Origin of the sequence: Leifsonia shinshuensis (assembly GCF_014217625.1) — a bacterium.
In the GTDB taxonomy this organism is placed as follows: domain Bacteria; phylum Actinomycetota; class Actinomycetes; order Actinomycetales; family Microbacteriaceae; genus Leifsonia; species Leifsonia shinshuensis_A.
The window spans coordinates 2,202,695-2,229,078 of record NZ_CP043641.1; the positions used below are offsets into that span (position 1 = coordinate 2,202,695).

A 26,384-nucleotide genomic window follows, 5' to 3' on the forward strand; every position below is an offset into this window, starting at 1 on the left:
CTATGCAGTACGCTGGCATCCATGACCAACGTCCAGCGACCCCTCGGAACGCGCCCGCTGGCCGCCGACAAGCTCTCCCTCCTGACGAAGGTCGCGCGGATGTACCACGAGCGAGGACTGCGGCAGCCGGAGATCGCCGAGCAGCTCAACCTGTCCCAGTCCCGGGTCTCCCGGCTGCTGAAGGAGGCCGTCGACATCGGCGTCGTCCGGACGATCGTCGTCGCGCCCGCCGGCGTGCACACCGACCTCGAGGACCGGCTGCGCTCCGCTTTCGGGCTGCGCGACGTGGTCGTGGTCGACTCCCCCGCCGAAGGCGACGAGGAGTCGCTGCTGGCCGCGCTCGGGAGCGGCGGCGCCGGATACCTGGAGGCCTCTCTCGGGGCCGACGACCGCATCGGGATCTCGTCGTGGTCGTCGTCCCTGCTCGCGGTGCTCAACGCGATGGCGCCGCGGACGACGCGGATGGCCCGGCAGGTCGTGCAGATCCTCGGCGGCGTCGGCAACCCGGCGGCGCAGGTGAAGGCGACCCACCTCGCGGACGGCCTGGCCCGCGTCACCGGGGGCGAGGCGGTATACCTCCCGCTGCCGGGAATCGTCGCGGACCCGTCCGTCGTCCGCGTCCTGCTCGACGACTCCTACACGGGCGACGCGCCCGCGCTGTGGAACAAGCTCACCGTGGCCCTGGTCGGCATCGGCAGCCTCCACCCCTCCGAGCTGCTGCGATCGTCGGGCAACGCGATCTCCCCCGCCGACGAGTCGGCGCTCCGCGCCAGCGGGGCCGTGGGCGATGTCTGCCTCCGGTTCTTCGACGCAGCGGGCGAGCCGATCGCCAACGAGCTCGACGCGCGCGTCATCGGCATCACCACCGACCAGCTGCGGCGCACGCCGCGCCGCATCGGCGTCGCGGGGGGCAGCCGCAAGCACGAGGCGATCCTCGCCGCGGTGCGCGGCAAATGGGTCAACGTGCTGGTCACCGACGAGGAGACCGCGGACTTCCTGCTCGCGTCGGCCTGAACCCCGCCGGCCGCAGGCTCAGAGCGCCGGGTTCGCCCGGTGGAAGGCCGCGAGCTTGAGGAAGAGGTCCTCGAACATCAGCCGCACGTCGACCTGCGTGTAGACACGCAGCGGGCGACCGGACGCGTTCGGCGTGTACGAGCCGTCGAGCTCCACCGTCGGGGTCGGGACGGTCACGTGGAAGCTCGACGACGAGTCGGGCTGGAAGGCCGACTGGAGCGCGGTCAGCAGCACGAGCGGGCTGTCGCCCAGGGCATAGGTCTCGCCCATCTCGAAGCCGTGACGGCCGGCCATGCCGGTGACGCGCTCGATGGCCTCCACCATGTACGCGCCGATGCGGCCCATCGGACGCACCCGCTCCTCCAGCTCGGCGTACGAAACCAGGCACTGGCGGTACATGTTCCGCGGCACCTGCCAGACCGGGATCGACGAGTGGTTGAAGACCACCTGCCCGGCGAGGATGTCGATGTTGAGGTTGTACTCGACCTGGTCGGCGCCGGACGGGGGCTCGGCGAGGCCCTCGTGCTCGTTGCCGCCGATCCAGATCGCCGTGAGGCGGTCGGCGATGCGCGGCTCGATCAGGAACGCGCTGGCGAGCTCGGTGAAGCCCGCGCCGAGCGCCACATAGAGCGGCAGGTCGGTGTCGTCGCGCATCGCCTCGGCGACGATGGCCTCGGCGGCCTCCGAGCGGATCGGGGTGTCGAGGCTCGTGAGCGCGACGTTCGAGCCGAGCAGGACGGGGTAGTCGTCCTCGCGCCCGAGGAGCGCCAGCGTCTCGCGCGCGATCCGCACGGCGTTCTCGGCCTGCACGTCCGACGAGTCGAACGGGTCGGTCGGAGAGAGGTGCGAGCCGATGACGAACGGGATCTCCACCGACGGCGAGAGGACGTGGTGGACGAGCTGGAACAGGTCGTCCGGATCTCCCGAGAAGTCGTTGTCGATGATGACGCGCATCCGAGGTGCGACCACGTTGTTCCCCTTTGCTGGATAGAAATGCAAGACCGACTATAGATTACAAACGGAGTGACGCCAACCCAGGCCGCTAGAATCGGTCTGCGAAAGGGGGACCGATGCCGAGGTCAGCCGCCGGCTCACGGCCGAGCATGGCCGATGTCGCGCGCCTGTCGGACGTGTCGACCATGACCGTCTCCCGCTACTTCACCGGCACGGGCTACGTGAGCGACGCCGCACGTCAGCGCATCGCCTCCGCCATCGAGCAGCTCGGCTACCGCCCGAACCAGTCGGCGCGCAGCCTCCGGTCGCAGCGGACGAACACCGTCGGCGTGCTCTCGATGGGCCCGCTCAACTACGGCAGCGCCGAGCTGCTGACCGGGCTGAGCCAGGCGGCGCGCGAGGCGTCGTTCGCGCTCTCGATCATCCAGCTCGACCTCGACTTCGAGACGCCCGGCTGGAAGGAGGAGACCACGAAGGCGGTCGGCCGCCTGCTCTCCATCCCGGTGGACGGCATCGTCCTGTCCACACCGGTGCTCGGCGCCGACGAGCTTCTGACCGACTGGGCGCGGGCCATCCCGGTGATCACGATCTCCGAACGGCCCAGGACCGCGATCGCGACGGCCGGGACGAACTCGTATGCGGCCGGAGTCCAGGCGACCACTCATCTCCTGGAGCTCGGTCACACCGCGATCCTGCACGTCGCCGGACCCGCGACGAGGAACGAGGCGTCCGAGCGCGAACGCGGCTACCGCGACGCGATGGCGTCGGCGGGGCTCGAGCCGGCCGTGCTGCACGAGGCGACGGACTGGACGGCCGCCTCGGGTCACCGCGCCGGGCGGTTCGCCGACCCCACGGACTTCACCGCGGTGTTCTGCGCCAACGACGAGCTGGCGCTCGGCTTCCTGAACGCGATGGACGAGCGCGGCCGGCACGCGCCGGCCGACTTCTCCATCGTCGGCGTCGACGACATGCCGTCGGCGGCATACTTCCTGCCTGCGCTGACGACGGTCCGGCTCGACTTCCGCACACTCGGCGCCCGGACGTTCGAGCTCCTGCACGCCCGGATCACGGAGGCCGCCGAGGTGCCGGGGCACTTCGTGGTCGAGCCGGAGCTCGTCGTCCGGCGGTCGACGGTCGCCCACGCGGCCGGCTGACCGCCCGCCCCGATCGGATTAGTCGATTCCACCGATCACGGAGCGATGTCCTCAGTGACGGGCCGCACCGGCCCGCACCTGACGGAAGGAGACTCCCATGCGCACTGTGGTCGCGATCGAGAACATCTCGCTGGACGGCTACGCCGACTCCCGCGAAGGCCTGGGCTTCGAATGGACCGCCCGCGCCTATGACGACGAGGTGGACCGGTTCTCGAACGAGCACGTCCGCGCCGACGTCGACACGGCGGTGTACGGGCGCACCACCTACCTGGGGATGCAGGGGTTCTGGGGGCCCATGCTGACCGATCCGCACGCCTCCCCCACCGAGCGCAGCCACGCCGTGTGGGTGGACGCCGTGACCAAGGTGGTCTTCTCGCGCACGCTGCCGGCGGCCGACTGGAACAACAGCACGCTGGTGCGGGACGACCTCCCGTCCGCGGTGGCCGACCTGAAGCGGCGCGACGGCGGGACGATCGCGATCTACGCGAGCCCCACGCTCGTGCACTCCTTCCTGGAGGCCGGCCTGATCGACGAGCTGCGGCTGCTCATCCACCCGCTCACCCTGGGCGGCGGCACACCGCTGATCCCGCCGACGACGCGGCTCACGCTCGACCTCGCTGAGTCGCGGGCCTTCCCGAGCGGTGCGGTGTACACGCGCTACCGGGTGTCGTAGTCTCCTCGGACGAAGGGGAGGGCGATGCGATTCCTGCTGCTCATCCAGAACCCGGCGGACCGGCCGCAGCCCGAGCCGGACGCCGCGCTCGGCGCCGCCCTCGCTGAGTTGATCGACGAGCTGGCCGAGGCCGGCGCGCTGATCGACACGGCCGGCCTCCGCCCGCCGGAGGAGGGCGTGCGCGTGCGCCTCTCCGGCGCGGCCCTCACGGTCCGCGACGGCCCCTACACCGAGACGAAGGAGTTCGTCGGCGGGTACTGCCTGGTGCGCGCAGAGTCGATCGGTGAGGCGACGGAGTGGGCGAAGCGATTCCTGGCGGTACACCGCGGCGACTGGGAGATGGCCGTGGAGGTGCGGGCGCTGGACGAGGAGTAGGAGTGCCGCTCAGATCCGCAGTCTGACCACGACCGTGAGGAAGAGCAGCACCGGCACCGCGACGACCGACGCGACCGCGATCACCGTGCGGACGCGGTCGGGCCGTGCCTTCCTCCGGAGCGCCACGACGGCGAGCACCCCGAGCAGGCCGCCCAGGCTGTTCAGGATGACGTCGTCGATGTCCGACGCCCCGACGGCGAGGACCCCCTGGAGGATCTCGACCGCCACGCTCGCGCCCGCGACGATCAGCACGTTCGACCAGATCCGTACCCTGCGCCGCAGGAACGCCAGATACGCGCCCAGCGGCACGAACACGAGGATGTTCCCGGCGACGTTGGCGAACGCGAACCGTCGCACGCTCGCCGGGCCGCCGAGGTAGTCCGCGATGCTCGCGAACGGGATCAGGTTGACCGACCGCTCCGAGCCCGGCACGCGGGAGAACAGCAGCAGCTTCAGCAGGAACACCAGGTACAGGCCGAACACCACCCAGACGATGACGGACTCCAGCCGCGCCCGCGTCGAGCGTGGCGACTCGGTCAGGGACTGGTCGGGCACGACAGGACGCTAACGGGCCAACCTTTCCACCGGCTGCACGACCGCAACCATCCTGCCAATCCCTTCAGCTTCGCGACACGGCCCCTGGCCGTCGGGGCCGATACCGGATACTGGCGATGATGAGCGATTCAGACGTGCCGGCGGCGCCGCCGGCCTTGAGCGTGGACGACCTGGTGGTCGCCTACGGCAGCCGCACCGCGGTCGCGGGCATCCGGCTCCGCATCGAGCGCGGCGAGATCTTCGGGCTGCTCGGGCCGAACGGCGCTGGCAAGACGAGCACGCTGAGCGCGATCGAGGGGCTCCTGGTCCCGCGCTCCGGCCGGGTGCTGGTGGACGGCGTCGATGCCCGGCAGGACCCCCTGGAAGCGAAGGCGCGGCTCGGCGTGCAGCTGCAGTCCTCCAGCTTCCAGCCGGAGTTGAGCATCGAGCAGCTGGCGCGGCTCTTCGGCGGCCTGTACGGCGTCCGGCTCACGCGCGAGCGGATCGCGGACGACCTGCGCGCGATCGGGCTGGATGAGGAGTCGGGCAAGCGGTTCAAGCAGCTCTCCGGCGGCCAGCAGCAGCGGCTCGCGCTCTACGTCGCGACCATCCACGACCCGCTGCTCCTGCTGCTGGACGAGCCGACCGCCGGGCTCGACCCGCAGTCGCGGCGGGCGCTCTGGCGGCGCATCGAGGCGTTGCGCGCGGCGGGCAGCAGCATCCTGCTCACCACGCACTCGATGGAGGAGGCCCAGGCCGTGTGCGACCGGGTCGCGATCATCGACCACGGCGCGCTGCTCACGGTCGGGACGCCGGCCGACCTGATCGCCAAGCACCGGGACGACCCGCGCGTGCGGGAGGTCGCCCACGGCGACGTCACGCTGGAGGACGTCTTCATCGGCCTGACCGGGAGTGAGATCCGTGACTGACGCACCCGCACCGACCACCGCCGCGTTCCGCCCGCCGGTCGGGCTCGCGCTCGGCTCGCTGCTGCGCGCCGACCTGCTCGTGCTGCTGCGCAGCCGCGTGTCCGCGATCCTCAGCATCCTGCTGCCGATCATCATCATCGTGTTCACCACCTTCGGAAAGGCACAGACCCGGCTGGGCGGCTCGGGCGAGATCATCGGCCTCGCCCTGAGCATCGGCCTGATCACCTCGTGCCTGCTCGGCTACAGCCTCACCCTCGCCCGCGACCGGGAGGTCGGTGTGCTGCAGCGGCTGCGGGTCAGCCCGGCGCCCACCTGGACGATCATGACCAGCCGGCTGACCATCCAGGTCGCCGCGAACCTCGTCGGGTCGCTCGCGGTCATCATCGTCGGCGCGATCCTGCACCACCTCAGCCTCAGCCCATTGCAGTACGTGCTGCTGCTCGCGACCGCGGTGCTCGGCGCCGCGGTGTTCCTGGCGCTGGGGCAGGCGCTCGTCGCGCTGGTCCGGACGACCGGCGCGATCAACGCGATCGGCCGCATCCTGTTCATCGTCCTGCTGCTCACGGGGCTGCTCGGCGGCAGCGGCGTGCTCGGCGACACCATGCAGTCGATCGCGGACTGGACGCCGGTCGGCGCGCTGATGATCCTGTTCTCGGACGTCGTGAGCGCGGCGGCGTGGAGCGGGCAGGACACGAACGCGCTTCTGGCCTGCGTCGGCTACGTGGTGGTGTTCACCTTCATCGGGATCCGGTGGTTCCGGTGGGAGTCGCACTGAAGATCCTCCCGGCGTTCGGGTCGCGCGCGAGGTCAGCGGTGTCGTAGTCCTCGGCCGAGGTCGTGATGTAGAGCGTCGCGCCGTCCGGGCCGCCGAAGCAGCAGCTCGACACCTGCGCGGCGGCGACCTCCACGCGCGCGAGCAGCCGGCCGGCGGTGTCGTAACGGTGCACGGCGCCGCCGCCCCAGAGCGCGACCCAGAGGCAGCCGTCGGCGTCGACGCACATCCCGTCGGGGGCGCCCTGCTCGGGCGGGATGCGGACGACCACCTCGCCGTCGCGGAGGGTGTCCCCGTCGACCGTGAAGCGGCGGACCGTCCGCGTGGGGGTGTCGATGTAGAAGAGGGCGCCGCCGTCGGGCGTCCAGGCGAGGCCGTTGGAGATGGTCACGCCGTCGAGCATGAGGCGGGGCGTGTCGCCGTCCAGGCGGTAGAGCGCACCCGCGCCCGGGGTCTTGTCGTACGCCATCGTGCCCGCCCAGAACCGGCCCAGGGGGTCGAGCTTGCCGTCGTTCATGCGCCGGCGCAGGCCGTCGGCGGGGAGGACGTCCGCGATCGGGGTGAGGAGGCCGCGCCGGTCGAGGCGGTGGAAGCCGGCGCCGGCGGCGACCAGCCAGCCGTCGTCGGTGCTCGCGCGGTCGGGCACGATCGCGCCGACCGCCATTCCGAGGTCGAAGGGCGACTCCTCCACGAGGGCGCCGTCCGTCGGCTTCGCGCGGCGGACGATCCCGCGGTACTGGTCGACCCAGAGCAGCGTGCCGTCGCGGTCGTCCCAGAGCGGTCCCTCGGCGTGCTCGGCAGCGGCCTCCACGGCGACCTCTGCCTGCAGGATCGCCGGCCCGGTCACAGCGCGGCCCGCTCGTGCGCGACGTTCGGCATCTGGGTGGCGAACTTGCCGCCGGACACGTCGATCAGCGCGCCGGTGAGGTAGCCGGCGTAGTCGCTCGCGAGGAAGCAGACCAGGTCGGCGACGTCCTCCGGACGCTCCCAGCGGCGCAGCGACAGGGTGTCGAGCAGGCGGTTCTGACGGGCCTCCGGGAGGTCGGCGAAGCCGTTCATCGCGGTCGGGATCATGCCGGGCGCATAGGCGTTGACCGTGATGTTCCAGGGGCCGAGCTCGGAGGCGAGCACGCGCGTGAACTGCACGACCGCCGCCTTGGACGCGCCGTAGGCAGCCGCGCCGACGCTCGGGATGATCGCCGCGAAGGAGGCCGCGTTGACGATCCGTCCGCGCCCGGCCCGCTTCATGGCCGGGATCACGGCCTGCGAGAGGGCGAACACCCCGAACACGTTGACGTCGAAACAGGCCCGCCAGCGCGCAGGGTCGAGCGACTCGACCTCGCCCTCCACGTTGATGCCCGCGTTGTTCACGAGGACGTCGATGCGGCCGAACTCGCTCTCGACGGCGTCGATCGCGGCGCGAACGGAGGCGGTGTCGGTGACGTCGCACTGAAGCTTGCGCACGCCCGCGAGCGCGCCGTCGTCGTCCTGGTCGTCGAACGCGAGGTCGAGGGCGACGACGGTGGCGTTCTCGGCGACGAACCGCTCCACCAGCCCGCGCCCGATGCCGCGGCCTCCCCCGCTGACGATGACGACCTGCCCGGCGAAATCGATGAGCATGTGACCTCCAATAGTCATACTATTGACGACATCGTAGCGAGGTGGGAGGAGGTCTGCGATGGGTTCTTCCGCGGACGGGCGCGTGGTGTGGATCACCGGCGCGGGCAGCGGGATCGGCCGGGCCGCGGCCATCGAGGCGGCGGCGGCCGGCTGGCGGGTGGCGCTGACCGGGCGCAGGGAGGCGGCGCTGGAGGCGACCGCGGACGCCGTGCGGGAGGCGGGCGGCTCCGCGCTGGTGCTGCCCGGCGACGCGACCTCCGATCCGGTTGTGCGCGCCTCCCTCGAACGGATCGACGCGACCTGGGGCCGCCTGGACGCGCTCGTGCTCGCCGCCGGCCTGAACGCGCCGGAGCGCCGCTGGGCCGACCACGACCTCCCGACCTTCGACGAGATCGTGCGCGTGAATCTGACGGGCCCGGCGCACCTGGTGACGGAAGCGCTGCCGCTGCTGCGCGCCTCCGGCGGCGTCGTCGTGTTCGTGTCGTCGTACTCCGCCTGGGCGTTCAACCCGATCGCGGGCGTCGCCTACAGCGCGAGCAAGGCCGGGCTGTCGGCGTTGAGCCGCACCCTCAACGCGCAGGAGGCCGTGGCCGGCGTGCGGTCGTGCCACCTCTGCCCCGGCGACGTGAACACGGACTTCCTCGGCCACCGCCCGCAGGTGCCGTCGGACGACGCGCGCGCGGTGATGCTGCAGCCTGCGGACGTGGCCCGCAGCATCCGGTTCGTGCTGGAGGCCCCGGCGCACGTGCGGTTCGACGAGCTGGTGGTGTCGCCGGTGTCGCAGACGTGAGCGCGGCTGCTGCGTCTGCGCCCTCCCCCGACGGCGGCCGGGCGTATCGGCGCGTCCTCGACCAGCTCGGCCGGTCGATCATCGCGGGCGACCTCCCGGCCGGCCGCGTGGTGAACGTCGAATGGGCGATGGAGCGCACCGGCGCCTCCCGCAGCGTGGTGCGCGAGGCGACCCGCGTGCTCGTGTCGCTCGGCCTCCTGGTCGCCCGCCAGCGGGTCGGCCTGACCGTGACCGCGAGCGACGCGTGGGACGCCCTCGACGGCGACGTCGTCCGCTGGCGCCTCGACTCGGCGGACCACGACGCGCAGATCGCGGAACTCCTCGATCTGAGGCTCGCGGTCGAGCCCGCCGCGGCGCGGGCAGCGGCGACCCGGCGCACCCTGGAGCAGGCCGCGGCGCTGGCCGCGGCCGCCCGCGAGTTGGCCGACGCAGCCGCGCGCCGGGACGCCGCCGCCTTCTTCGAGGCGGACGCGTCGTTCCACAGCCAGGTGATCGCGGCGAGCGGCAACCGGATGTTCGTGCGGCTTCAGGCGGTGCTGCGGGAGGCGCTGCGCGAGCGGACCCCGCACGCGCCGGTGCGCTGGCGGGACGCGCCGGCGGACGCGCGGCTGCACGCCGAGGTGGCTGCGGCCATCCAGGGTCGGGAGGCGGAGGTCGCGGAGGAGGTCATGGGGCGGATCGTGCGTGGGGATTGAGGGGGTCTGCGAACACACGACGACCCCGGCATCCTCTGGACACCGGGGCCGCCGTCACGCGCCACGCGCCCGTCGCGCCTCACTTCAGCGCTGCGATGATCCCGTTCACGTCCGGCGTGCCCCATCCGGTCGGGCGGTCCCAGCCGGCCGTCGCGGAGTAGCCGCCGCTGAAGGTCGGGGTCGTGTTGCTGCCGACCGTCACGTCGTACAGCAGGCCCTTCGACGCCCAGCTCTGCGCCTGCTGGCCGACGTTGCCGACCGTGTGGCCGACCGCCTGGATGGTGTCCGCCGTCAGCGCCGCCCACTGCGGGGACCCGGCCGACGTGCCTCCGAAGAAGTAGAGGCCGTTGTTGTCGCCGCCCAGGAAGCCGAGGTACGTGAGCACTCCGGTGTAGACGCTGGCGTTGTACGCGACGTCCGAGCCGCCCTTCGCCGTGAACAGGCTCGGCGCGCCCCCGGTCTCGCCGACCACGCCGAACGCGCAGGTCAGCGGGCAGTTCGCGTAGTCCCCCCAGACCGTCTCGCGCGGCTGGTTCAGCCCGCTGCCGGCCCAGAGGTTGGTGCCGCCGACCGACGTGACGTTCGGGTCGGAGGCCGGGAACGCGTAGTTCGCGAAGCCGGCGCCGTTGTCGGAGCCCTCGTCGCCGGAGGACGCGAACAGCGACATCCCCTGCGCGGCGCCCTTCACGAACGACTTCTCGCCCTGGCTGGTCTGGCCGTTGTTGGCGTTCGGCGACGAGATGAGGTTGTCCGCCTCGCCGAAGCTCATCGACAGCACGTTGCCGAGCTTGTTGTCCACCGCGTACTTGATCGCGTTGTCGATCGTGGCCCCACGGTCGTTCGCCGCGACGACGAGCGCGATGTTCGCGCCCGGAGCGACCGCGTGCGCCCACTGGACGTCCAGCGAAGTCTCCTCGGCCCAGCCCAGCTGCGTCTTCTTGCCGGTCCAGGTGGGCTTGCCGCCCGGGTAGTAGACCGTCAGGTTGGGCGTCGGGAGCCCGAACGCGCCGGAGAAGGTCGCGAGGTCGGACTGCACCGTCGGGCTGCCGAACGCGTCCACGATGACGACGGTCTGCCCGGTGCCCGCAGGGACGCCGTTGATCGTGGCCGGGATGTCGTACGCCGCCCGGATGCTGTCCGGGGTCTGGCAGGCCACGCGGCCGGCGGTCTGCGCCAAGCACTGCGCCGGTGTCAGCGACGGGGTGACGGCGCTGGTGGAGAATCCCGCCTTCTCGACGATCGGATGGACGCTGTAGACGCCGCTTGTGTCGGGGGTCGCGGCGCTGGGTGTGGCCGCGGACGCCGGTGCCGTCACCGCGACCGCGAGCGCTGCGGCTCCGGCGACGGCAAGGCCGAGTGAGACGAAAGACGAACGTTTCATGGTGCTCCCTTGTCCCGCCGCCGCTCCGTCGCGGCGGCCCGGAATGCACACTATGCCGCACCCCGCACGCAGGGATAGAACGGGTTGTCTGAGGGTCTTCTCAGAAACGCACGAATGCATCAGGAATTCGTGCCGAATGTCGACTTCCGCGCGGCGAGAGGCGACATTCGGCACGAATGTGCGGAGGCTAGTTGCACTCCCCCGACCCGCTGTCGGAGTAGTTCAGCACCGACGCCGGCTGCCCCGCGCCCGCGAGGGCCGGCGTGTACGAGTACGAGTAGCTGTGCTGCTTCAGCGTGAACTTCATCGTGCCGTAGCCCTGGTCGAAGCCCGTCAGCACGTTCGCGTTCGCGTAGCTGCCGTCCGCGTTCTTCGCCAGCGTGTCCAGCGCTTCGCCGCCGGTGCCGATGATGAACTCCGGGATGCCACGCTTCGGGTCGTACTGGCCGGCCGGGTTCATCGGCTTCAGGTGCGCGTAGGCGTGCTCGTGGCCGTTCAGCACCAGCGTGGCGTGGTTGGCGTAGAGCAGCTTCCACCACGCGTCAGCGACCTGGCCCTCCTGGCCTCCCGCGCCCGGGTCCCCTGCGCCGACCGTGGCGGTGGAGGCCGTGGTCGCGCTGAACGTCGGCTGGTGCCAGTAGGCGATCGTGCACTGCTGCTGGTTGCTCTTCAGATCGTTCGCCAGCCAGGTGGTCTCCTGCGCGAGGAGGCCGCCGTCCGTGGTCGAGCAGTCGTTGTTGAAGGCAGCCGAGTTGCATTCGACGTTCAACGAGACGATGTGCCAGTTGCCGAGGTTGTAGGAGTACCAGCCCTGGTTCGCGCTGGTGTCGTCGCCGGCCTGGCCCGACGTGTTCGGGGTGCCGGACTGGTCGTGGCCGTTGAAGTAGGCGAAGTAGCCGTTGCCGTTCTGGCCGGCCTCGTTGTCGCCCTTTTTCGTGTACGAGTAGTACTCGTGGTTGCCGGGCGCCGGCTTCTCCAGGAACTTCAGGCCGCCCCAGGCCTGCTCGAAGGAGCCCTCGAAGTCGCTCAGCTTGCCGACCTGGTACTGCTCGTCGCCGAGCAGTGCCACGGCGTCCGGCTTCATCGCGTCCGCCTGCTTCGCGGTCGCGAACTCGGCGTCGTAGCCGCCGAGGCTCGGGCTGCCGCACTTCAGCGACGACGGGTTGGCCGCGTTTTCGCTGTCGTTCGGCTCGCACGCGATGTCGCCGACGGCGGCGAGCGTGAAGGTCTTGTCGTTCTGCGCCTTGACGGCCGAGTCGTACGGCCAGCCGTTGTCGATGGCCGGAGCGGCGACGGCCGCGGCCGTGCCGAGGAACGTCGCGGCGACGACGCCGGCGGCGATCAATGTGAGCTTGCGTGTTCTGGAACGCATCGAGATCCTCCTGGAACTGGTGAGTCGACCCCCGGACAGGTGTGAGCCTCGAAGCGGCAGGCGTCGCGCCGGTGAACCGTCGCCGACCGGTCGGTGAACGCTCCCTGCGGACTCTCACAGGATCGCGGCCGCAGGGCATCCCGAACCCTCAGCGAGTCGGCTGGCCACGGCGCGCGACAAGGGGGGTAGCGTGACCCGCGTGCACCAGAACCACGAGCATTCAGCGCAGAAGGTCGCCGAGCGGAGTCCGTCGCCCGGGAGGTCCGACCATCGGCAGCGTCTGGTCTTCGGGGCGGCGCTCGCAGCCCTCGGTGTCGTCTTCGGCGACATCGGCACCAGCCCGCTCTACGCGCTGAAGACGGTCTTCCTGCTCGACAACGGCGCGGTACGCGCGCAGCAGGACGACGTGTTCGGCGTCATCTCGCTCATCTTCTGGAGCGTGACGATCATCGTCTCGATCAAATACATCGGGATCCTGATGCGCGCCGACAACGACGGCGAGGGCGGCGTCATGGCCCTGGCCGCGCTCGCCCAGCGGCTCTACGCGAGCAAGGCCGGCAAGGCAGGCACCCTCCTCGTGGTCGGCATCGTCGGCGTCTCCCTCTTCTACGGGGACTCCATCATCACCCCCGCGATCTCGGTGCTGTCCGCGGTGGAGGGCCTCCACGTCACCGTGCCGGCGATCTCGCACCTGGTCATCCCGATCGCCGCCGTCATCCTGATCGCCCTGTTCGCCGTGCAGCGGTTCGGCACCGGGCGGGTCGGGGTGCTGTTCGGACCGGTCATGGTCCTGTGGTTCGTCGTCATCGGGGTGGCCGGTCTGGTGATGGTCGTGCAATTCCCGGCCGTGCTGCTCGGTCTCTCGCCGACCTACGCCATCGCCTTCCTGGTCAGCAAGCCGCTCGTCGCGTTCGTCGCACTCGGCGCGGTGGTCCTCGTCATCACCGGAGCGGAGGCCCTCTACGCCGACATGGGCCACTTCGGCCGGGCGCCGATCAGCCGGGCGTGGTTCTTCCTGGTGTTCCCGGCGCTGGTGCTCAATTACCTCGGCCAGGCCGCCCTCGTCCTGCACAACCCGGCGGCGCGGGCGAACCCGTTCTTCCTCCTCATCCCGGAGTGGGGCCGGCTCCCCGTCGTGATCCTGGCGACCGCGGCGACGGTGATCGCGAGCCAGGCGGTCATCTCCGGCGCGTACTCGCTCTCCCGCCAGGCCGTGCAGCTCGGCCTGCTGCCGCCGCTCACCGTCAAGCAGACCTCGCAGCACGAGGGCGGCCAGGTCTACCTGCCGGCCGTCAACCTCCTGCTGTTCATCGGCGTCATGGCGGTCATGCTCTCGTTCGGCTCGTCCGACCGGCTGTCGACGGCGTACGGCATCTCTGTGACCGGCGCGCTCGTCGTGGACACGGTCCTGCTGCTGCTGGTCGCGCGGCCGCTCTGGCATTGGGCGCCGTGGAAGATCGTGCTGGCCGCCGTCGCGTTTGGCGGGCTCGAGCTCAGCTTCCTGGCCGGCAACCTCTCCAAGATCATCAACGGCGGCTGGGTGCCGCTGCTGATCGCCGGCGTCGTCATCCTCGTCATGACGACCTGGCGGCGCGGACGCCAGCTCGTGCAGGCCGACCGGCTGAAGAAGGAAGGCTCGATGGCGGACTTCGTCGAGGAGATCCGCAAGAAGAGGCTGCCGCGGGTTCCGGGCATCGCGATCTTCCCGCACCCGAACAAGTCCACCACCCCGCTGGCGCTACGGGCCAACGTCAAGCACAACCACGTCCTCCACGAGCACGTGATCATCGTCGGGGTGAGCACCGCCCAGGTGCCGCACGTGCCGGCTTCGGACGCCTTCGAATACGACCCCCTCGGCTACGCCGACGACGGCATCGAGTTCCTGCACATCACGTTCGGCTTCTCGGACGACCCTGACATCCCGCGCGCCCTGCGCGCCGCGGTCCGGGAGGGCGTCCTCCCGCTCGACTCGGCGAACTTCAAACAGGCGTCGTACTTCATATCCCGCGGCGCGATCCGGATCACCCGGAAGGACAGCATGGTCCCGTGGCGCCGCTCGCTGTTCGTCGCGCTCGCCCACAACGCGGCGAACCCGGCGGCCCGGTTCGGGCTGCCTGCGCTGCGGACGGTCACGATGGGGAGCGACGTGGAGATCTGAGCCCCGCGCTCAGCGCGGGTCCACCCGCACGCTGGTGGTCATGAGTCCTCCGTGACGGGGTGTGGCGCCGGCGTGCGTTCCGCCGCCCACGAGGCGAGGAGTCGCAGACCCTCCGCCGACGGCGAGCCGGGCTCCGCCGTGTAGACGAGCAGGATGTGGCCGGGCTCCGCGGTGATCGCGAACTCCTCGTAGGCGAGCGTGAGGTCGCCGACGACGGGATGGTGGAAGCGCTTCGTCCCCGCGCCGTGCGTGCGCACGTTGTGGGCGCCCCACAGCCGACGGAACACCTCGCTCTGCGTGGACAGCTCTCCGACCAGGTCCTGCAGCGCGCGGTTGTGCGGGTCGCGGCCGGCTTCGGCGCGCATCATCGCGACGCACATGTCGGCGAACAGGTTCCAGTCCGGGTAGAAGTCCCGGGAGACCGGGTCCAGGAACTGGAAACGCGCGAAGTTCGGCGTGCGGCCGCCGTCGCCGATCAGGGGCGAGTAGAAGGCGCGGCCCAGCGCGTTGAACGCGATCACGTCGGACTGCGCGTTCCTCACCACCGCGACGCCATCGGTGAACGCCTCCAGCGCCCAGTGCAGGCTGGGCCGCGTGGCGGGGTCCCTGGTCGCGCGGCGGCGGGCGCGGGCGGAGGCGGGGATGCCGTCCGCCGCGCGGGCGAGGTCCGCCAGGTGGGCGCGCTCGGTGTCGTCGAGCCGGAGGGCGGTGGACACCGAGTCAAGCACCGACGCCGACACCCCGGAGATCGCCCCGCGCTCCAGCCGCGAGTAGTACTCGACGCTGACGTCGGCGAGCATCGCGACCTCCGAGCGCCGCAGTCCGGCCACCCGGCGTCCGGAGCCGGCGGGGAGGCCGACCTGCTCGGGCGTCAGCCTGGCGCGCCGCGACATCAGGAACTCGCGGACCTCTGCTCGGTTATCCATCCTTCGAGGGTAGGTCTCCGGCACGCAGCGTGGGGTGCCCTGTCAGTGCACGTCTCGACAGTGACTCCCTGGGGCGGCGGGATCGCGTTTCACTCGATGTCGTGACAGATTCCCTCGCCGCCGTCCCCCGGGTGCGCGCCGGCCGTCCGCTGGCGACGCTCCTGCTCGTCCTGACCGTGTTCGGTCCCATCTCGATGGACTTCTACCTGCCCGCCCTGCCGTCTCTCACGACGGAGCTGGGAGCAGCGACCTCCACGGCGCAGCTGACCGTGACCGCCTGCCTGATCGGGCTGGCCGCGGGGCAGCTCATCGCTGGTCCGCTCTCCGACAGGTTCGGTCGCCGCGCGCCTGCGCTGATCGGCGTGACCGCCTACGTGCTCGTCTCCGCCCTCTGCGCCCTCACCCCGACGGTGGAGGCGCTGATCGGCGCCCGGCTGGTCCAGGGGCTCGCCGGCGGCGTCGGAATCGTGATCGCGCAGGCGGCGGGCCGAGACGTGTACGAGGGCGGCCGGCTCATCCGGTTCTACGGGAGACTGACGGTGACGGGCGGTTTCGCCGCCATTGTGGGCCCGCTGCTGGGCGGCGCGCTCACCGCCGTGCTCGACTGGCGCGGGCTCTTTCTGGTCCTCTCGGTCGTCGGCACGGTCATCCTCGGCTGGGTGGCGTTCGGGCTCCCGGAGACGCTGGCACGGGAGGCGCGGACGGCAGCCGGATTCGCGGTCGTCCGCCGGGACGTGCGCCTGCTGCTCTCCGATCGCCGCTTCGTCGGCGCCGTGGTCGCCCAGGGCTTCGTCTACGCGGCGCTGTTCGCGTACCTGAGCGGCGCGACCTTCGTGCTGCAGGGCGTCTACGGCCTGACGCCGCAGGGCTACGCGCTCGCGTTCGGGCTCAACTCCGCCGGGTACATGGCCTGCGGCTACCTCGCCGGCCGGCTCGGCGAGCGCTGGGGCGCGGGTCGCACACTCGGTGCCGGGCTCGCGGTGTCGGGTGCCGGCGCCGCCGGACTGCTGCTCGCCGGCCTCACGCACGTGCCGCTGGCCGTCGTGATCGTGTCGCTCTTCCTGCTTGCGGCCGGCGCCGCGATCACGAGCCCGCCGTCCACCGCGCTCGCCCTGGCCGATTACCCGCAGATCGCAGGCACCGCCTCCTCCCTCCTCGGCGCCGCGCGCTTCGCGTTCGGCGGCGTCGCGGCTCCGCTCGTCGGGGTCGCGGGCTCGCTCAGCATCCTGCCGCTGGGACTCGTCACCACCTTCTCGATCGCCGCGGCGGCCGTCGTCGCTGCCCTCCTCCTCCGTCCGGTCGCTCAGACCGCACCGGCCGGCCCCCTCCCCCTCGCAACAGAAGGAGCATCCACATGCGTGGAGTAGTCATGTACGCACCCCGGGACGTCCGCGTCGAAGAGCGCGCCGACCCGGCCATCCTCGAGCCGACGGACGCGATCATCCGCGTGTCGGCGGCCTGCATCTGCGGGTCGGACCTCTGGCCGTACCGCGGCACAGACGCCGTCACCGAGCCGACTCCGATGGGTCACGAATACGTCGGGGTCGTGGAGGAGGTCGGCGCCGAGGTCGCGAACGTGAAGGTCGGCGACTTCGTCGTGGGTTCGTTCTTCGCTTCCGACAACACCTGCGAGATCTGCGGGGCCGGCTACCAGTCCCGCTGCGTCCACGCCGTGCCGATGGGCTCGCTCGGCACGCAGGCCGAGAGGCTGCGCGTGCCGCTGGCCGACGGGACCCTCGTCGCCGTCCCGGGGACGCCGACGCCGCAGCAGGTGCGCGGCCTCCTCGCCGCCTCGGACGTGCTCGGCACCGGCTGGTTCGCCGCCGTCGCCGCAGAGGCCGGCCCCGGCAAGACCGTCGCGGTCGTCGGCGACGGCGCGGTGGGGCTGCTCGGCATCCTCGCCGCGAAGCAGCTCGGCGCGGAGCGGATCATCGTCATGAGCCGCCACGCCGACCGTCAGGCGCTCGCCCGCCGGTTCGGCGCGACCGACATCGTCGAGGAGCGCGGTGACGCGGGCGTGGCGGCGATCAAGGAACTCACGGGCGGCCTCGGCGCGCACTCGGTCATCGAGGCCGTCGGCACCCAGGAGTCCATGATGCAGGCCATCCGCGCCACCCGCCCCGGCGGCCACGTCGGCTACGTGGGCGTCTCGCACGACGTCGAGCTGCCCGGTCTGGAGCTGTTCTTCTCCGGCGTGCACCTGCACGGCGGCCCGGCCCCCGTCCGGCGCTTCCTCCCCGAGCTGATCGGGCTGATCATGAACGACGAGATCGACGCCGGAGCGGTGTTCGACCTCACCCTCCCGCTCGCGGACGCGGCGGAGGGCTACCGGGCGATGGACGAGCGCCGCGCGATCAAGGTGCTCCTGGAGACGGAGGCGGCATGAACGACCAGCAGGATTCGGGGACAGGCACGGGCGGCTGGACCGGCGGGCAGCGCGCCTTCGGCGACTTCGCCCCTGGCCTCGCCCACTACACCGACCGCGTGCTCTTCGACGAGGTGTGGGAGCGCCCCGGCCTCGCCAAGCGCGACCGCAGCCTGATCACGGTCGCCGCCCTCCTCGCCGGCGGCAACATCGAACAGCTGCGCTTCCACCTCGCCTTCGCCCGCGACAACGGCGCGACAGAGCAGGAACTGATCGAGGCGATCACGCACCTGGCCTTCTACGCGGGCTGGCCGAAGGCGATGTCGGCGATGGCTATGGCCAAGGAGGTGTTCGCGGCGGGCGACGGGGAGTGATCCCGTGGGCGCCTCCGCGGGGTCGGACCTCGCGGAGGCGCCGACACGTGCGCCGCACGGGCGACATCGCAGGGGCGCCACGTCCTCGCCTCGTCGCGAAGTTGAGTTCGCACGCCCAGCCGTGCATACTGTTCCAGATCGCGCGTCGTGGAAACGGTTCCACGACATGTTGGAAACGGTTCCATGAAAGGCAGACATGACCGTCATCGTCGTCGGCAGCATCAACCGGGACATCCGCCTGGACGTCGTCGCGCTGCCGCGTCCCGGCGAGACCAGCACGGCATCCGCCACCGCGTCCGGCCTCGGCGGCAAGGGCGCCAACCAGGCCGTCGCCGCCGCTGCCGCCGGAGCCGCGACCGTGTTCGTGGGAGCCGTCGGCCCGGACGGGGACGACCTCCTCGCCGAGCTCGCCGCGCTCGGGGTGGATGTCGCCGGTGCGATCCGCGCACCCGGCACCCCGACCGGAACCGCGATCGTGCTGGTCGACGACGCGGGCGAGAACTCGATCGTCATCTCCCCCGGAGCCAACGCCTCCGGTTCGCGGGAGCGGATCGAGGCGACGCTCGCGGCGAGTGGGCCCGATGACGTCCTCGTGCTCCAGAACGAGATCCCCGCCGCCCTGGGCCGGCACGCGGCGGCCCTCGCCCGTCGCGCCGGCGTCCGCGTGCTGTGGAATGCCGCCCCGGCGCCGCGATCGCGCGCCGAGCTCATCGACGACGTCGACCTGCTGATCGTGAACGAGACCGAGCTCCATGACATCGCACAGCTCCTCGGCGCTCCCACCACGAGCGCGGCGGGCGCGAGCGTGTCCGACACCGCGTCCGCCGTCGCCGCGGCCCTCGGTTGCGCGATCGTGTGCACCCTCGGCGCGCGCGGGGCGCTCTGGATCGACGGCGACACCCGCGGCGAGGTCGGGGCCCCGCGCGTCGACGCCGTCGACACCACGGGAGCCGGCGACACCGTCGTCGGCTACCTCGCTGCCGGCCTCGCGATGTCGGCCGCCGTCTCGCTCGAAACGGCTACCGCCCGCGCCGCAGCCGCCGGCGCCATCACCGTCACCCGTCGCGGGGCCGCCGCGGCGGTCCCCCGCCGGCACGAGGTCGACGCGATCCTCGCCGGCGCCCCCACAGGAAGGACCACCTCATGAGAGTCGCCGTCGGCGCCGACCACGCCGGATTCCCGCTGAAAGCGGCGGTGATCGACGCGATCGAGCGCCGCGGCCACAGCGTCGTCGACTGCGGAACGGACAGCACCGCGCCCGTCGACTTCCCCGACATCACGCGTGCGACCTGCACTCCGGTGCTCACGGACGCCGCCGATCGGGCGATCCTCGTCTGCGGCACCGGCGCCGGCGCGGTGATGGCCGCGAACAAGATCCCGGGCATCCGCTGCGGGCTCGCGAACGAGCCGTACTCCGCGCACCAGGCCGTCGAGCACGACGACGCGAACGCGATCGCGATCGGCGCGTGGCTCATCCCGCACGCGTTCGTGGACGAGGTCGTCGGCAACTTCCTGGACGCCGTGTTCGACGACGACGAGGACACCCGCCGCCGCGTCGCGAAGCTCAACGACCTCGACCTGCTCACCCCCTGACCCACACCGGACGCAATACCCATCCCCTCCCGCCACTGGCACGATCGAAGGAGATCACCGATGACACACGCACACCCCTCACCCCTCGGAACCACGGACCGCGTCAAGACCGCGATCGCCGCGGCGCTCGGTACCAGCGTCGAGAACTATGACTTCATCGCCTACGGGACCGCGTCGGCGCTGTACTTCGGCGCCGTGTTCTTCCCCGGGACGGACGCGTTCGTCGGCACCCTGCTCGCCTTCGCGACGCTCGCCGTCGGCTTCTTGATGCGGCCCCTCGGCGGCGCCGTCGGCGGCTACCTGGCCGACCGGTTCGGCCGCAAGCCGGTCATGGTCGGCGCCATGCTCGTGATGGGCGGCGCGACGTTCGTGATCGGGCTACTGCCGGGCTACGCGCAGGTCGGCGCGCTCGCGCCCGTGCTGCTGATCGTGATCCGCATGGTGCAGGGCCTCGCGTTCGGCGCCGAGTGGGGCGGCGCGGTGACCATGGCGTACGAGCACGCGCCGTGGAACCGCCGCGGGATGTTCGCCGCGATCCCCCAGGCCGGCAACCCGTTCGGGATCGCACTGGCCAGCGGGATGTTCCTGCTCTCCGCCAACCTGGACGGCGACTGGCGCTGGCGGCTGCCGTTCCTGTTCAGCGCGGTGCTGATCGTCGTGGGACTCATCGTGCGCTCCCGGCTCTCCGAGTCGCCGGAGTTCGCGGAGGCCAAGGCCTCGGGCGACACCGTGAAGAACCCGTTCCTGACGACGCTCCGCAAGGACTGGCGGAACATCCTCAAGGTCATCGGCCTGCGCATCGTCGAGTCGTTCGCGTACTACCTGACGGCGACGTTCCTGCTCAGCTACCTCACCCAGAAGCACCCGGACATCCGGCCGCTGGCGCTCGGGGCGATCACCGCGGCCAGCATCACCGCGATCGTGATCACGTTCGCGGCCGGGTCGCTCACCGACCGGATCGGCCGGCGCCCGATCTACATCGTCGCCTGCTGCGTCGCGATCCTGTTCGCCTTCCCGATGTACCTGCTGACGAACGACGGCGTCCCTGCGCTGGTCGTGTTCGTGTTCGTGTTCGGGATCGGCATCATCCACGCGTCGCTGACCGGCGTCCAGGGCTCGCTGCTGACCGAGCAGTTCGGGACCGCGACGCGCACCTCGGGCGCCTCCCTCGGCTACCAGATCGCGGCGGCGCTGGGCGGCTTCGCGCCGTTCCTCGCCACGGCGGCGACGGGGTGGCTCGGCTGGCCGGGCGCCGCCGCCCTGTACCTGCTCGCCGCTGTCATCGGCCTCGTCGCCATCCTGGTCACCCGCGAGACGTTCGGCCGCGCCGAGCGTGCCCGCGTGCAGCAGCTCGTCGAGGAGGCGCGGACGACGGAGACGGTGCCCGTCGCCTGACGCCCTCGCACGCAGACGGCTCGCCCGTCGTCCGGCCCGTCGGCCGGGCGGCGGGTGTTCGCCGTCAGGCCGCTTCGCCCGACCGGTCGATGAAGGTCGTCGCGACGCGCTGCGACTCCGCCTCGCGTCCCTCGATGAGGTCGAGGAGCCCACGCACGCCGAGCCGGCCGATCTCGGCCGCGTTGTTCCGCACCGCGCTGATCTGCGGCGTCGCGAACTCGAACCACTCCAGGTCGTCGAACGACACGACCTCCACCTGGTGCGACCCCTCCTCGCCGAGGCGCCGGTGCAGCGCGCGGACGATGCCCAGGGTGGTGCGCCCGTTCGCGCCGAAGACCGCCGTCGGGGTCAGGCCTCTGTCCAGGATCCGCAGCATCGCGGACTCACCGCCCTCCGCGCGGAAGTCGCCGATGTCGATGAGCGCCTCGTCCGTGCTGATCCCGTGCGCCTCGCGCCCCTCCCGGTAGGCGGCCAGCCGCTCGGCGCCGGTCGAGAATGCCGAGGGGCCGCCGACGAAGGCGACCTCGCTGTGGCCGCGCTTCTGCAGCCAGTCCAGCACCTGCCGCACGCCGCCGGCGTTGTCCGTGCCGTACATCGGAGCGTCGAGGCCCTCGATGGTGCGGTTCAGCAGAACGAGCGGCATGCCGGAGGCCACGACCGACGCGACCTCGGCCGACAGTCCGCTCTGCGGCGCGAGCAGGAGCCCGTCCACACGCTGCGACGCGAAGGTGCGCAGGTACTCGTCGGCCTGACGCTCGTCCTCGTTGGCGTTGGCGAGCAGCACGGTGTAGCCGGCCTGCCGCGCCGCCTGCTCCGCGGCGTGCGCGAGCTCGGAGAAGAACGGGTTCCGGATGTCGGAGACCAGCAGGCCCAGCACGTCGGTCTTCGCGCGGCGCAGCGACCGCGCGGGAGCGTGCGTGACGTAGCGCAGCTCCGCGGCCGCCGCGAGCACCCGGGCGCGCGACTCCGGCGAGGTGTGGGCGCTCCCGCTGAGCACCCGCGACGCGGTGCCGAGGGCGACCCCCGCACGCTCGGCGACGTCCCGGATCGTGACCACTGGATCCACCCCCACTCGCGCCGCTCGACCGCCCTGACGATCGTAGCGTGGGACCCGCGCACGGAGAGCGGATCGCGATCAGCTCTCCGCCGCGGCGCGGATCACCTCCGCGATCTCCGCGTGCCTCGGGATGAACGCCGTGTGCGAGCCGTCGACGTGGGAGGTCGTCGCCTTCATCCGCTCGGCGTAGAACTCCTCGGCCTTCGGCGAGATGGAGTTGTCGTGGTCGGACACCACGAACCAGCTCGGGATGTTCTTCCAGCCGGCTGCGGTCGCGTTCTGGGTGAGGGAGGCGACGGCGAGCGGGCGCTGCGTGGCGTACATCACGGCGGCGGCCTCCTCCGAGGAGTCTCCGCAGAAGACCTCGCGGAAGCGCTCCTTCTTCACGTAGAGCTCCGGGCCGCCGGGCGAGCCGACCGCGTCGTACGGGGTCGGCTGGTTCTCGGTCGCGAGCAGCGGGGCCGGGAACGGCTCCTGCGCGCTCACGCAGCTCTCGCCGACGTCGAGGCCGAAGGCGGCCAGGTAGACGAGGGCCTCCACGTTGCTCAGCCCGGCCGACGCCTGCGTGATCACGGCGCCGCCGTAGGAGTGGCCGGCGAGCACGACCGGCCCGTCGATCGCGCCGACGACCTTGGCGATCGTGTCGGCGTCGGTGAGGAGGCTGCGGAGCGGGTTCGGCGGTGCGACCACCGCGTAGCCGAATGCCTCCAGGTCGCCGATCAGGCCCGCGAATCCGGACGCGTCGGCGAAGGCACCGTGAACGAGGACGATCGTGCGTTGCGAAGCCATGGCTCTTCCTTCGTGTCAGTGAGTGAGCTGGATGCCGCCATCCTGAGACTCCCTCACCGCGCGCGGCAAGAGCCGACCGCTACTCGGCTTCGCCGGTCTCGCCGTCGAGCTCCGCGCGGACCTCGTGCTCGACGAGCACGGGCACGAAGTCGCGCACGGGCGCGTCGTCGTACTGCTCGTAGTGCTCCTCGACCAGCTGGTCGATCTCCTCCTTCGGCACCTCGGGGAACCGGTCGCTGAGCCGCTCGGCCGCGTGCTCGAGAGCCACGGTCTCGTCCTGGAGGCCGGCGCCCTGGGTGCGCTTGTCGTGTTCGCTCGTCATGGCGCGATTGTCCGCCCGGGAGCGCAAAAGGCAAGTTAACGTCCGCCGAACAACCGGCCTGCTACCCCGCGAACACTGTCCGCCCGGCCACGATCGTCTCGACCACGCGCGCCCGCAGCAGCGACGACGCGCCTTCCGCGAAGACGTCGGCGTCGAGCACCGCGAGGTCGGCCGCGTACCCCGGCGCGATCCGGCCGCGCCAGTCGCCGTCGCCCACCGAGGCGGCCGCATCCCTGGTCGCGTGGGCCACGGCCCGCTCCAGCGGCAGCGCGTACTGCGGGTGCACAGCGGGCACCGACGGGTCGAGCGCGGACGCGCGGGTGGAGGCCACGTACAGGTTGGCGAGCGCCTGGTGCGGAGCGGTCGGCGAGTCGGTCGAGAACGCCAGCAGCGCGCCCGCGTCCTCGTACTCCGGCCACGGGAACGCCCGGTCGACGCGCTCGTCGCCCAGCATCTCCGCCCAGTTCTCGAAGATCGCCGGATCGGAGTGCACCGGCTGCATCGACGCGGTCACGCCGAGGCGCGCCATCCGCTCGGCCGTCCCCGGCGCCGCGTACTCGAGGTGCTCGATGCGGTGCCGGCGCGGCCGGTCGCCGTTGGCCGCGACCGCCTGCTCCAGCGCGTCGAGGGCGAGCTGGCTCGCGTAGTCGCCGATCGCGTGCTGCGCGATCTGGAGGCCGGCAGCGTCCGCCGCGGCGACGACCGGCGCTAGCCGCTCCAGCGGCCAGATCGGGTCGGCGTTGCTGCCGTCCGCGTACGGCTGCCGCATCGCCGCCGTGCAGGCGTCGATCACGCCGTCCAGGATGAGCTTGATGCCGACGACCCGCAGCCACGGCGTGGCCGGCTCGGCGGCGAGCTGCGCCGCCCGCTCGACCTGCGCGAGATTGGCCGCATCGTCGCCGGTGTTGGTGATCAGCCAGTGCGCGGCGACGCGGAGCGGGAGCTCTCCCCCGCGCCGGTCCTGCGCGCGCCTCAGCGCAGCGAGCCCGAACTCGTCGAACGCCATGTCGACCACGCCGGCGACCCCGGTCGCGAGGTAGGCGTCGATCGTGCGCTCGACGTGCTCGTCCCGGTCGGCGTCGGTGGTGGCCTCGTCGCGCTGCGTCCACGCGTACTGCGTCGCCGCGGTCTCCAGCAGGAGGCCGGTCGGCTCGCCGTCCGCGTCGCGCACGATCTCGCCGCCGATCGGGTCGGGGGTGTCGCGCGTGATGCCGAGCTCGGCCAGCGCCGCGGTGTTCACCCAGCAGGAGTGGTAGTCGTTGGCGTCCAGGTAGACGGGGATGTCCGGGAGGACCGCGTCGATCATCGCCGCGGTCGGCGCGCCGTCCGGGACGGCGTCGAACAGCCAGCCGCGCCCGCGCAGCACCGGCGCGCCGGGCTGAGCCTCGCGCGCCTCCACGAGCAGCCGGAGGATGCCGCCGAGATCGCGCGCGTCGGTCAGGTAGACCTGGCCGAGCGCGGCGCCCATCATCAGCAGGTGGGTGTGCGCGTCGGTGATCCCGGGGAGGACCAGGCGGCCCTGGAGGTCGACGGCGCGGTCGGCGGAGGGCGCGGCCTCCTCCGGTCCCACCCAGCTGATCGTGTCGCCGGTCACGACGAAGGCTTCCGCCCAGGCCGTGGCGGGGTCCGCGTCCGCCGTGAAGACGCGGCCGTTGCGGTAGAGCGTGGTCAGGGTCTGGTCGGTCACAGCCGGCCCTCCTCTCCGAGCCGGGTGCGGCCCAACAGTGCGTAGATCGTCGCGCTCACGGTCATCCCGACCGGCACGGACAGGTCGATGTGGCCGATCGCGCCCGAGATGGCTCCGGTCCAGACATCGGTCGACAGGCACAGCGCCGTCGCGACGCCGCCGACCACCAGGGCGGTGATGCCCGGGACGCTCCAGCCGCCGGTGTACCAGAACCGGCCTCCCCTCCGGTCGTCGAACAGGTCGAGACCGTCGTAGACGTTGCGGCGGCGGATCACGTCGACCACGAAGATCGCCATGGCCGGTCCGGAGACCACGACCAGGAACTGCAGCAGCAGGTTGGCGGCCTCCAGGAGGCTGGACGACAGCACCAGGTAGATCGTGAGCGCCGTCCCGACGACGCCGACGATGATCGCGGCCGGGATGCGCTTGAGCTTGAAGCCGATCGCCTGCAGCGACATGCTCGACGAGTAGGCCGTCATCGCGTTGAGCGCGATGGTGTTGACGACGACGCCGATGACCAGCAGCGGTCCCATCCAGCCCGGCAGCAGATCGAACAGCGCCACGTCGATGCCGGCGTCGAAGGCGCCCGACTTCAGCCCGGTCGCCAGCAGGACGCCGACGATGGTGAACACGACGAACGGGACGGCCCCGCCGAGGGCGGTCGCCGCGGCGATGTGCGACGGTTTGGTCGAGCGCGGCAGGTAGCGGGCGAGGTCCGGGCTGTTGATGAATGACAGCGGCGAGGAGGCCAGGATCGTGAAGCCGACCGTGATCGCCGACCACAGCGCGATGCCGCTCAGCGGGTGCGCGGCCGTGTAGCCCCAGTCCACCGTCGGCAGGATGAAGAGCGCGACGCCGACGAAGATCACGAACAGCAGCACCGCCATGACCGGGTAGATGCGCAGGATGAGCGCGTGCCCGAAGATCGCGACCGCGATGGTCACCGCCGAGACCACGATCGTCACGCCGATGGGCACCCAGACCGGGTCGCTCAGCCCGACCCTCCGCAGCAGGTCGGCGCCCATGAAGGAGGACGCCAGCCAGGTCAGCGCGAGGAAGACCGCGCCGATGAACCAGCCGACGAACGCGACGAACAGCTTGTTGCCGATGATCCCGTACATGGCGCGGGTGACCACCGAGCCCGAGGTGCCGGAGGCGGGGCCGCTCGCGGCGATGATCCCGGGGAACACCCAGAGCAGCGACGCGGCCAGAATCACCAGGACGGCCTGCCAGATCTCCAGTCCGAGCAGGATGAGCGTCGCGCCGATGGTGAAGTTGAGGATGCTCACCCCCGGCGCCGCCCAGACGAAGAACAGATCGCGGGCCCGGCCGTGCCGGTCGGCGTCGCCGATGACCTCGATCCCGCGGGTCTCGGGTTGGGTGGACACATCCACGAATTCTTCGGCGCCGATCCGTTCTCGGGTCATGGCGTTCCTCTCTGACTCAGCTCCATTG

Annotated in this window: 27 protein-coding genes; 15 read left to right on the forward strand and 12 right to left on the reverse strand. The window is 71.5% G+C overall.

The genetic code is table 11. The features are described 5' to 3' along the window. Positions 1-21 precede the first annotated feature (21 nt). Positions 22-1,014, forward strand: coding sequence for a sugar-binding transcriptional regulator (locus tag F1C12_RS10515; RefSeq protein WP_185278674.1), 993 nt, complete (start codon positions 22-24; stop codon positions 1,012-1,014). Between the two features lie 18 nt (positions 1,015-1,032). Here F1C12_RS10515 and F1C12_RS10520 read toward each other — a convergent pair whose 3' ends face one another. Then, positions 1,033-1,983 (reverse strand): nucleoside hydrolase, encoded by a 951-nt coding sequence (locus F1C12_RS10520; protein WP_185278675.1) that lies wholly within the window; start codon positions 1,981-1,983, stop codon positions 1,033-1,035. Between the two features lie 101 nt (positions 1,984-2,084). Here F1C12_RS10520 and F1C12_RS10525 point away from each other — a divergent pair, with 101 nt between their 5' ends. The 3 genes from F1C12_RS10525 to F1C12_RS10535 all read left to right on the forward strand — a co-directional run bounded on the left by F1C12_RS10525 (position 2,085) and on the right by F1C12_RS10535 (position 4,170). Then, the gene (locus F1C12_RS10525) at positions 2,085-3,122 is read left to right on the forward strand and encodes a LacI family DNA-binding transcriptional regulator (RefSeq protein WP_185278676.1); all 1,038 of its coding nucleotides are present in this window, start codon (positions 2,085-2,087) and stop codon (positions 3,120-3,122) included. Positions 3,123-3,219: 97 nt separating this feature from the next. Next, complete coding sequence (locus F1C12_RS10530; RefSeq protein WP_185278677.1) at positions 3,220-3,795, forward strand: dihydrofolate reductase family protein; 576 nt, start codon at positions 3,220-3,222, stop codon at positions 3,793-3,795. A gap of 24 nt (positions 3,796-3,819) precedes the next feature. Further along, a complete protein-coding gene (locus tag F1C12_RS10535; RefSeq protein WP_185278678.1) occupies positions 3,820-4,170 on the forward strand; it encodes a YciI family protein in 351 nt (116 codons plus the stop codon). Positions 4,171-4,179: 9 nt separating this feature from the next. On the opposite strand, the gene F1C12_RS10540 is transcribed toward F1C12_RS10535, so the two are convergent. Next, positions 4,180-4,725 (reverse strand): VanZ family protein, encoded by a 546-nt coding sequence (locus F1C12_RS10540; protein WP_185278679.1) that lies wholly within the window; start codon positions 4,723-4,725, stop codon positions 4,180-4,182. Between the two features lie 119 nt (positions 4,726-4,844). On the opposite strand from F1C12_RS10540, the gene F1C12_RS10545 reads away from it, so the two are divergent. Continuing rightward, entirely contained in the window at positions 4,845-5,633 is a 789-nt protein-coding gene (locus F1C12_RS10545) for an ABC transporter ATP-binding protein (protein WP_185278680.1), read from the forward strand. After that, positions 5,626-6,408, forward strand: a complete 783-nt coding sequence (locus F1C12_RS10550) for an ABC transporter permease (protein ID WP_185278681.1) — start codon at positions 5,626-5,628, stop codon at positions 6,406-6,408. The genes F1C12_RS10545 and F1C12_RS10550 overlap by 8 nt, the downstream gene beginning before the upstream one ends. Here the strand turns inward: F1C12_RS10550 and F1C12_RS10555 are convergent. Then, positions 6,371-7,252: an SMP-30/gluconolactonase/LRE family protein gene (locus F1C12_RS10555; RefSeq protein WP_258046221.1), complete on the reverse strand. Its 882-nt coding sequence runs from the start codon at positions 7,250-7,252 to the stop codon at positions 6,371-6,373. The two genes, F1C12_RS10550 and F1C12_RS10555, sit on opposite strands and share 38 nt — an antisense overlap. Continuing rightward, entirely contained in the window at positions 7,249-8,025 is a 777-nt protein-coding gene (locus F1C12_RS10560) for an SDR family NAD(P)-dependent oxidoreductase (RefSeq protein WP_185278682.1), read from the reverse strand. The genes F1C12_RS10555 and F1C12_RS10560 overlap by 4 nt, the downstream gene beginning before the upstream one ends. A gap of 58 nt (positions 8,026-8,083) precedes the next feature. On the opposite strand from F1C12_RS10560, the gene F1C12_RS10565 reads away from it, so the two are divergent. Further along, on the forward strand, positions 8,084-8,815 hold the full coding sequence (locus tag F1C12_RS10565; protein WP_185278683.1) for an SDR family oxidoreductase: 732 nt from the start codon (positions 8,084-8,086) through the stop codon (positions 8,813-8,815). Continuing rightward, complete coding sequence (locus F1C12_RS10570; RefSeq protein WP_185278684.1) at positions 8,812-9,510, forward strand: FadR/GntR family transcriptional regulator; 699 nt, start codon at positions 8,812-8,814, stop codon at positions 9,508-9,510. The genes F1C12_RS10565 and F1C12_RS10570 overlap by 4 nt, the downstream gene beginning before the upstream one ends. A 79-nt stretch (positions 9,511-9,589) precedes the next feature. Here the strand turns inward: F1C12_RS10570 and F1C12_RS10575 are convergent, their stop codons facing one another. Next, the gene (locus tag F1C12_RS10575) at positions 9,590-10,891 is read right to left on the reverse strand and encodes a S53 family peptidase (RefSeq protein ID WP_185278685.1); all 1,302 of its coding nucleotides are present in this window, start codon (positions 10,889-10,891) and stop codon (positions 9,590-9,592) included. A 187-nt stretch (positions 10,892-11,078) separates the two neighbouring features. Further along, entirely contained in the window at positions 11,079-12,263 is a 1,185-nt protein-coding gene (locus F1C12_RS10580; protein ID WP_185278686.1) for a metallophosphoesterase family protein, read from the reverse strand. Positions 12,264-12,453: 190 nt separating this feature from the next. On the opposite strand from F1C12_RS10580, the gene F1C12_RS10585 reads away from it, so the two are divergent. Then, entirely contained in the window at positions 12,454-14,421 is a 1,968-nt protein-coding gene (locus F1C12_RS10585; RefSeq protein ID WP_258046222.1) for a potassium transporter Kup, read from the forward strand. A 38-nt stretch (positions 14,422-14,459) separates the two neighbouring features. Here F1C12_RS10585 and F1C12_RS10590 read toward each other — a convergent pair whose 3' ends face one another. Continuing rightward, positions 14,460-15,347, reverse strand: a complete 888-nt coding sequence (locus tag F1C12_RS10590; protein WP_185278687.1) for a helix-turn-helix transcriptional regulator — start codon at positions 15,345-15,347, stop codon at positions 14,460-14,462. A 101-nt stretch (positions 15,348-15,448) separates the two neighbouring features. Between F1C12_RS10590 and F1C12_RS10595 the strand changes: the two genes are divergently transcribed. The 6 genes from F1C12_RS10595 (at position 15,449) to F1C12_RS10620 (ending at position 21,074) form a co-directional block, all read left to right on the forward strand. Continuing rightward, positions 15,449-16,714, forward strand: coding sequence for a multidrug effflux MFS transporter (locus F1C12_RS10595; RefSeq protein ID WP_185278688.1), 1,266 nt, complete (start codon positions 15,449-15,451; stop codon positions 16,712-16,714). After that, on the forward strand, positions 16,702-17,733 hold the full coding sequence (locus F1C12_RS10600; RefSeq protein WP_185274996.1) for a zinc-dependent alcohol dehydrogenase family protein: 1,032 nt from the start codon (positions 16,702-16,704) through the stop codon (positions 17,731-17,733). Before F1C12_RS10595 ends, F1C12_RS10600 begins: the two co-directional genes overlap by 13 nt. Further along, complete coding sequence (locus F1C12_RS10605) at positions 17,730-18,086, forward strand: carboxymuconolactone decarboxylase family protein (RefSeq protein WP_185274997.1); 357 nt, start codon at positions 17,730-17,732, stop codon at positions 18,084-18,086. The genes F1C12_RS10600 and F1C12_RS10605 overlap by 4 nt, the downstream gene beginning before the upstream one ends. 196 nt (positions 18,087-18,282) lie before the next feature. Next, a complete protein-coding gene (locus F1C12_RS10610) occupies positions 18,283-19,233 on the forward strand; it encodes a ribokinase (RefSeq protein WP_185274998.1) in 951 nt (316 codons plus the stop codon). Then, on the forward strand, positions 19,230-19,679 hold the full coding sequence (locus F1C12_RS10615; protein ID WP_185274999.1) for an RpiB/LacA/LacB family sugar-phosphate isomerase: 450 nt from the start codon (positions 19,230-19,232) through the stop codon (positions 19,677-19,679). Before F1C12_RS10610 ends, F1C12_RS10615 begins: the two co-directional genes overlap by 4 nt. Before the next feature lie 60 nt (positions 19,680-19,739). After that, complete coding sequence (locus tag F1C12_RS10620; protein ID WP_185275000.1) at positions 19,740-21,074, forward strand: MFS transporter; 1,335 nt, start codon at positions 19,740-19,742, stop codon at positions 21,072-21,074. Between the two features lie 64 nt (positions 21,075-21,138). On the opposite strand, the gene F1C12_RS10625 is transcribed toward F1C12_RS10620, so the two are convergent. The 5 genes from F1C12_RS10625 to F1C12_RS10645 all read right to left on the reverse strand — a co-directional run bounded on the left by F1C12_RS10625 (position 21,139) and on the right by F1C12_RS10645 (position 26,356). After that, positions 21,139-22,131, reverse strand: coding sequence for a LacI family DNA-binding transcriptional regulator (locus F1C12_RS10625; protein ID WP_185275001.1), 993 nt, complete (start codon positions 22,129-22,131; stop codon positions 21,139-21,141). A gap of 78 nt (positions 22,132-22,209) precedes the next feature. Beyond that, positions 22,210-22,920: an alpha/beta hydrolase gene (locus F1C12_RS10630; RefSeq protein ID WP_185275002.1), complete on the reverse strand. Its 711-nt coding sequence runs from the start codon at positions 22,918-22,920 to the stop codon at positions 22,210-22,212. Between the two features lie 79 nt (positions 22,921-22,999). Further along, positions 23,000-23,242 carry a three-helix bundle dimerization domain-containing protein gene (locus tag F1C12_RS10635; RefSeq protein WP_185275003.1) on the reverse strand — a complete coding sequence of 81 codons (243 nt, stop codon included), beginning with the start codon at positions 23,240-23,242 and terminating at the stop codon, positions 23,000-23,002. A gap of 61 nt (positions 23,243-23,303) precedes the next feature. Further along, positions 23,304-24,929, reverse strand: a complete 1,626-nt coding sequence (locus F1C12_RS10640) for an amidohydrolase (RefSeq protein ID WP_258045837.1) — start codon at positions 24,927-24,929, stop codon at positions 23,304-23,306. After that, positions 24,926-26,356 (reverse strand): purine-cytosine permease family protein, encoded by a 1,431-nt coding sequence (locus F1C12_RS10645; protein WP_185275004.1) that lies wholly within the window; start codon positions 26,354-26,356, stop codon positions 24,926-24,928. The genes F1C12_RS10640 and F1C12_RS10645 overlap by 4 nt, the downstream gene beginning before the upstream one ends. Positions 26,357-26,384 lie beyond the last annotated feature (28 nt).

Bases quoted from the DNA above. Each gene is read 5' to 3' on its own strand.
- F1C12_RS10515 (WP_185278674.1), top strand. From the start codon at position 22: ATGACCAACGTCCAGCGACCCCTCGGAACGCGCCCGCTGGCCGCCGAC.
- F1C12_RS10525 (WP_185278676.1), top strand. From the start codon at position 2,085: ATGCCGAGGTCAGCCGCCGGCTCACGGCCGAGCATGGCCGATGTCGCG.
- F1C12_RS10530 (WP_185278677.1), top strand. From the start codon at position 3,220: ATGCGCACTGTGGTCGCGATCGAGAACATCTCGCTGGACGGCTACGCC.
- F1C12_RS10535 (WP_185278678.1), top strand. From the start codon at position 3,820: ATGCGATTCCTGCTGCTCATCCAGAACCCGGCGGACCGGCCGCAGCCC.
- F1C12_RS10545 (WP_185278680.1), top strand. From the start codon at position 4,845: ATGAGCGATTCAGACGTGCCGGCGGCGCCGCCGGCCTTGAGCGTGGAC.
- F1C12_RS10560 (WP_185278682.1), bottom strand. From the start codon at position 8,025: ATGCTCATCGATTTCGCCGGGCAGGTCGTCATCGTCAGCGGGGGAGGC.
- F1C12_RS10565 (WP_185278683.1), top strand. From the start codon at position 8,084: ATGGGTTCTTCCGCGGACGGGCGCGTGGTGTGGATCACCGGCGCGGGC.
- F1C12_RS10575 (WP_185278685.1), bottom strand. From the start codon at position 10,891: ATGAAACGTTCGTCTTTCGTCTCACTCGGCCTTGCCGTCGCCGGAGCC.
- F1C12_RS10580 (WP_185278686.1), bottom strand. From the start codon at position 12,263: ATGCGTTCCAGAACACGCAAGCTCACATTGATCGCCGCCGGCGTCGTC.
- F1C12_RS10590 (WP_185278687.1), bottom strand. From the start codon at position 15,347: ATGGATAACCGAGCAGAGGTCCGCGAGTTCCTGATGTCGCGGCGCGCC.
- F1C12_RS10600 (WP_185274996.1), top strand. From the start codon at position 16,702: ATGCGTGGAGTAGTCATGTACGCACCCCGGGACGTCCGCGTCGAAGAG.
- F1C12_RS10605 (WP_185274997.1), top strand. From the start codon at position 17,730: ATGAACGACCAGCAGGATTCGGGGACAGGCACGGGCGGCTGGACCGGC.
- F1C12_RS10610 (WP_185274998.1), top strand. From the start codon at position 18,283: ATGACCGTCATCGTCGTCGGCAGCATCAACCGGGACATCCGCCTGGAC.
- F1C12_RS10615 (WP_185274999.1), top strand. From the start codon at position 19,230: ATGAGAGTCGCCGTCGGCGCCGACCACGCCGGATTCCCGCTGAAAGCG.
- F1C12_RS10620 (WP_185275000.1), top strand. From the start codon at position 19,740: ATGACACACGCACACCCCTCACCCCTCGGAACCACGGACCGCGTCAAG.
- F1C12_RS10630 (WP_185275002.1), bottom strand. From the start codon at position 22,920: ATGGCTTCGCAACGCACGATCGTCCTCGTTCACGGTGCCTTCGCCGAC.
- F1C12_RS10635 (WP_185275003.1), bottom strand. From the start codon at position 23,242: ATGACGAGCGAACACGACAAGCGCACCCAGGGCGCCGGCCTCCAGGAC.
- F1C12_RS10645 (WP_185275004.1), bottom strand. From the start codon at position 26,356: ATGACCCGAGAACGGATCGGCGCCGAAGAATTCGTGGATGTGTCCACC.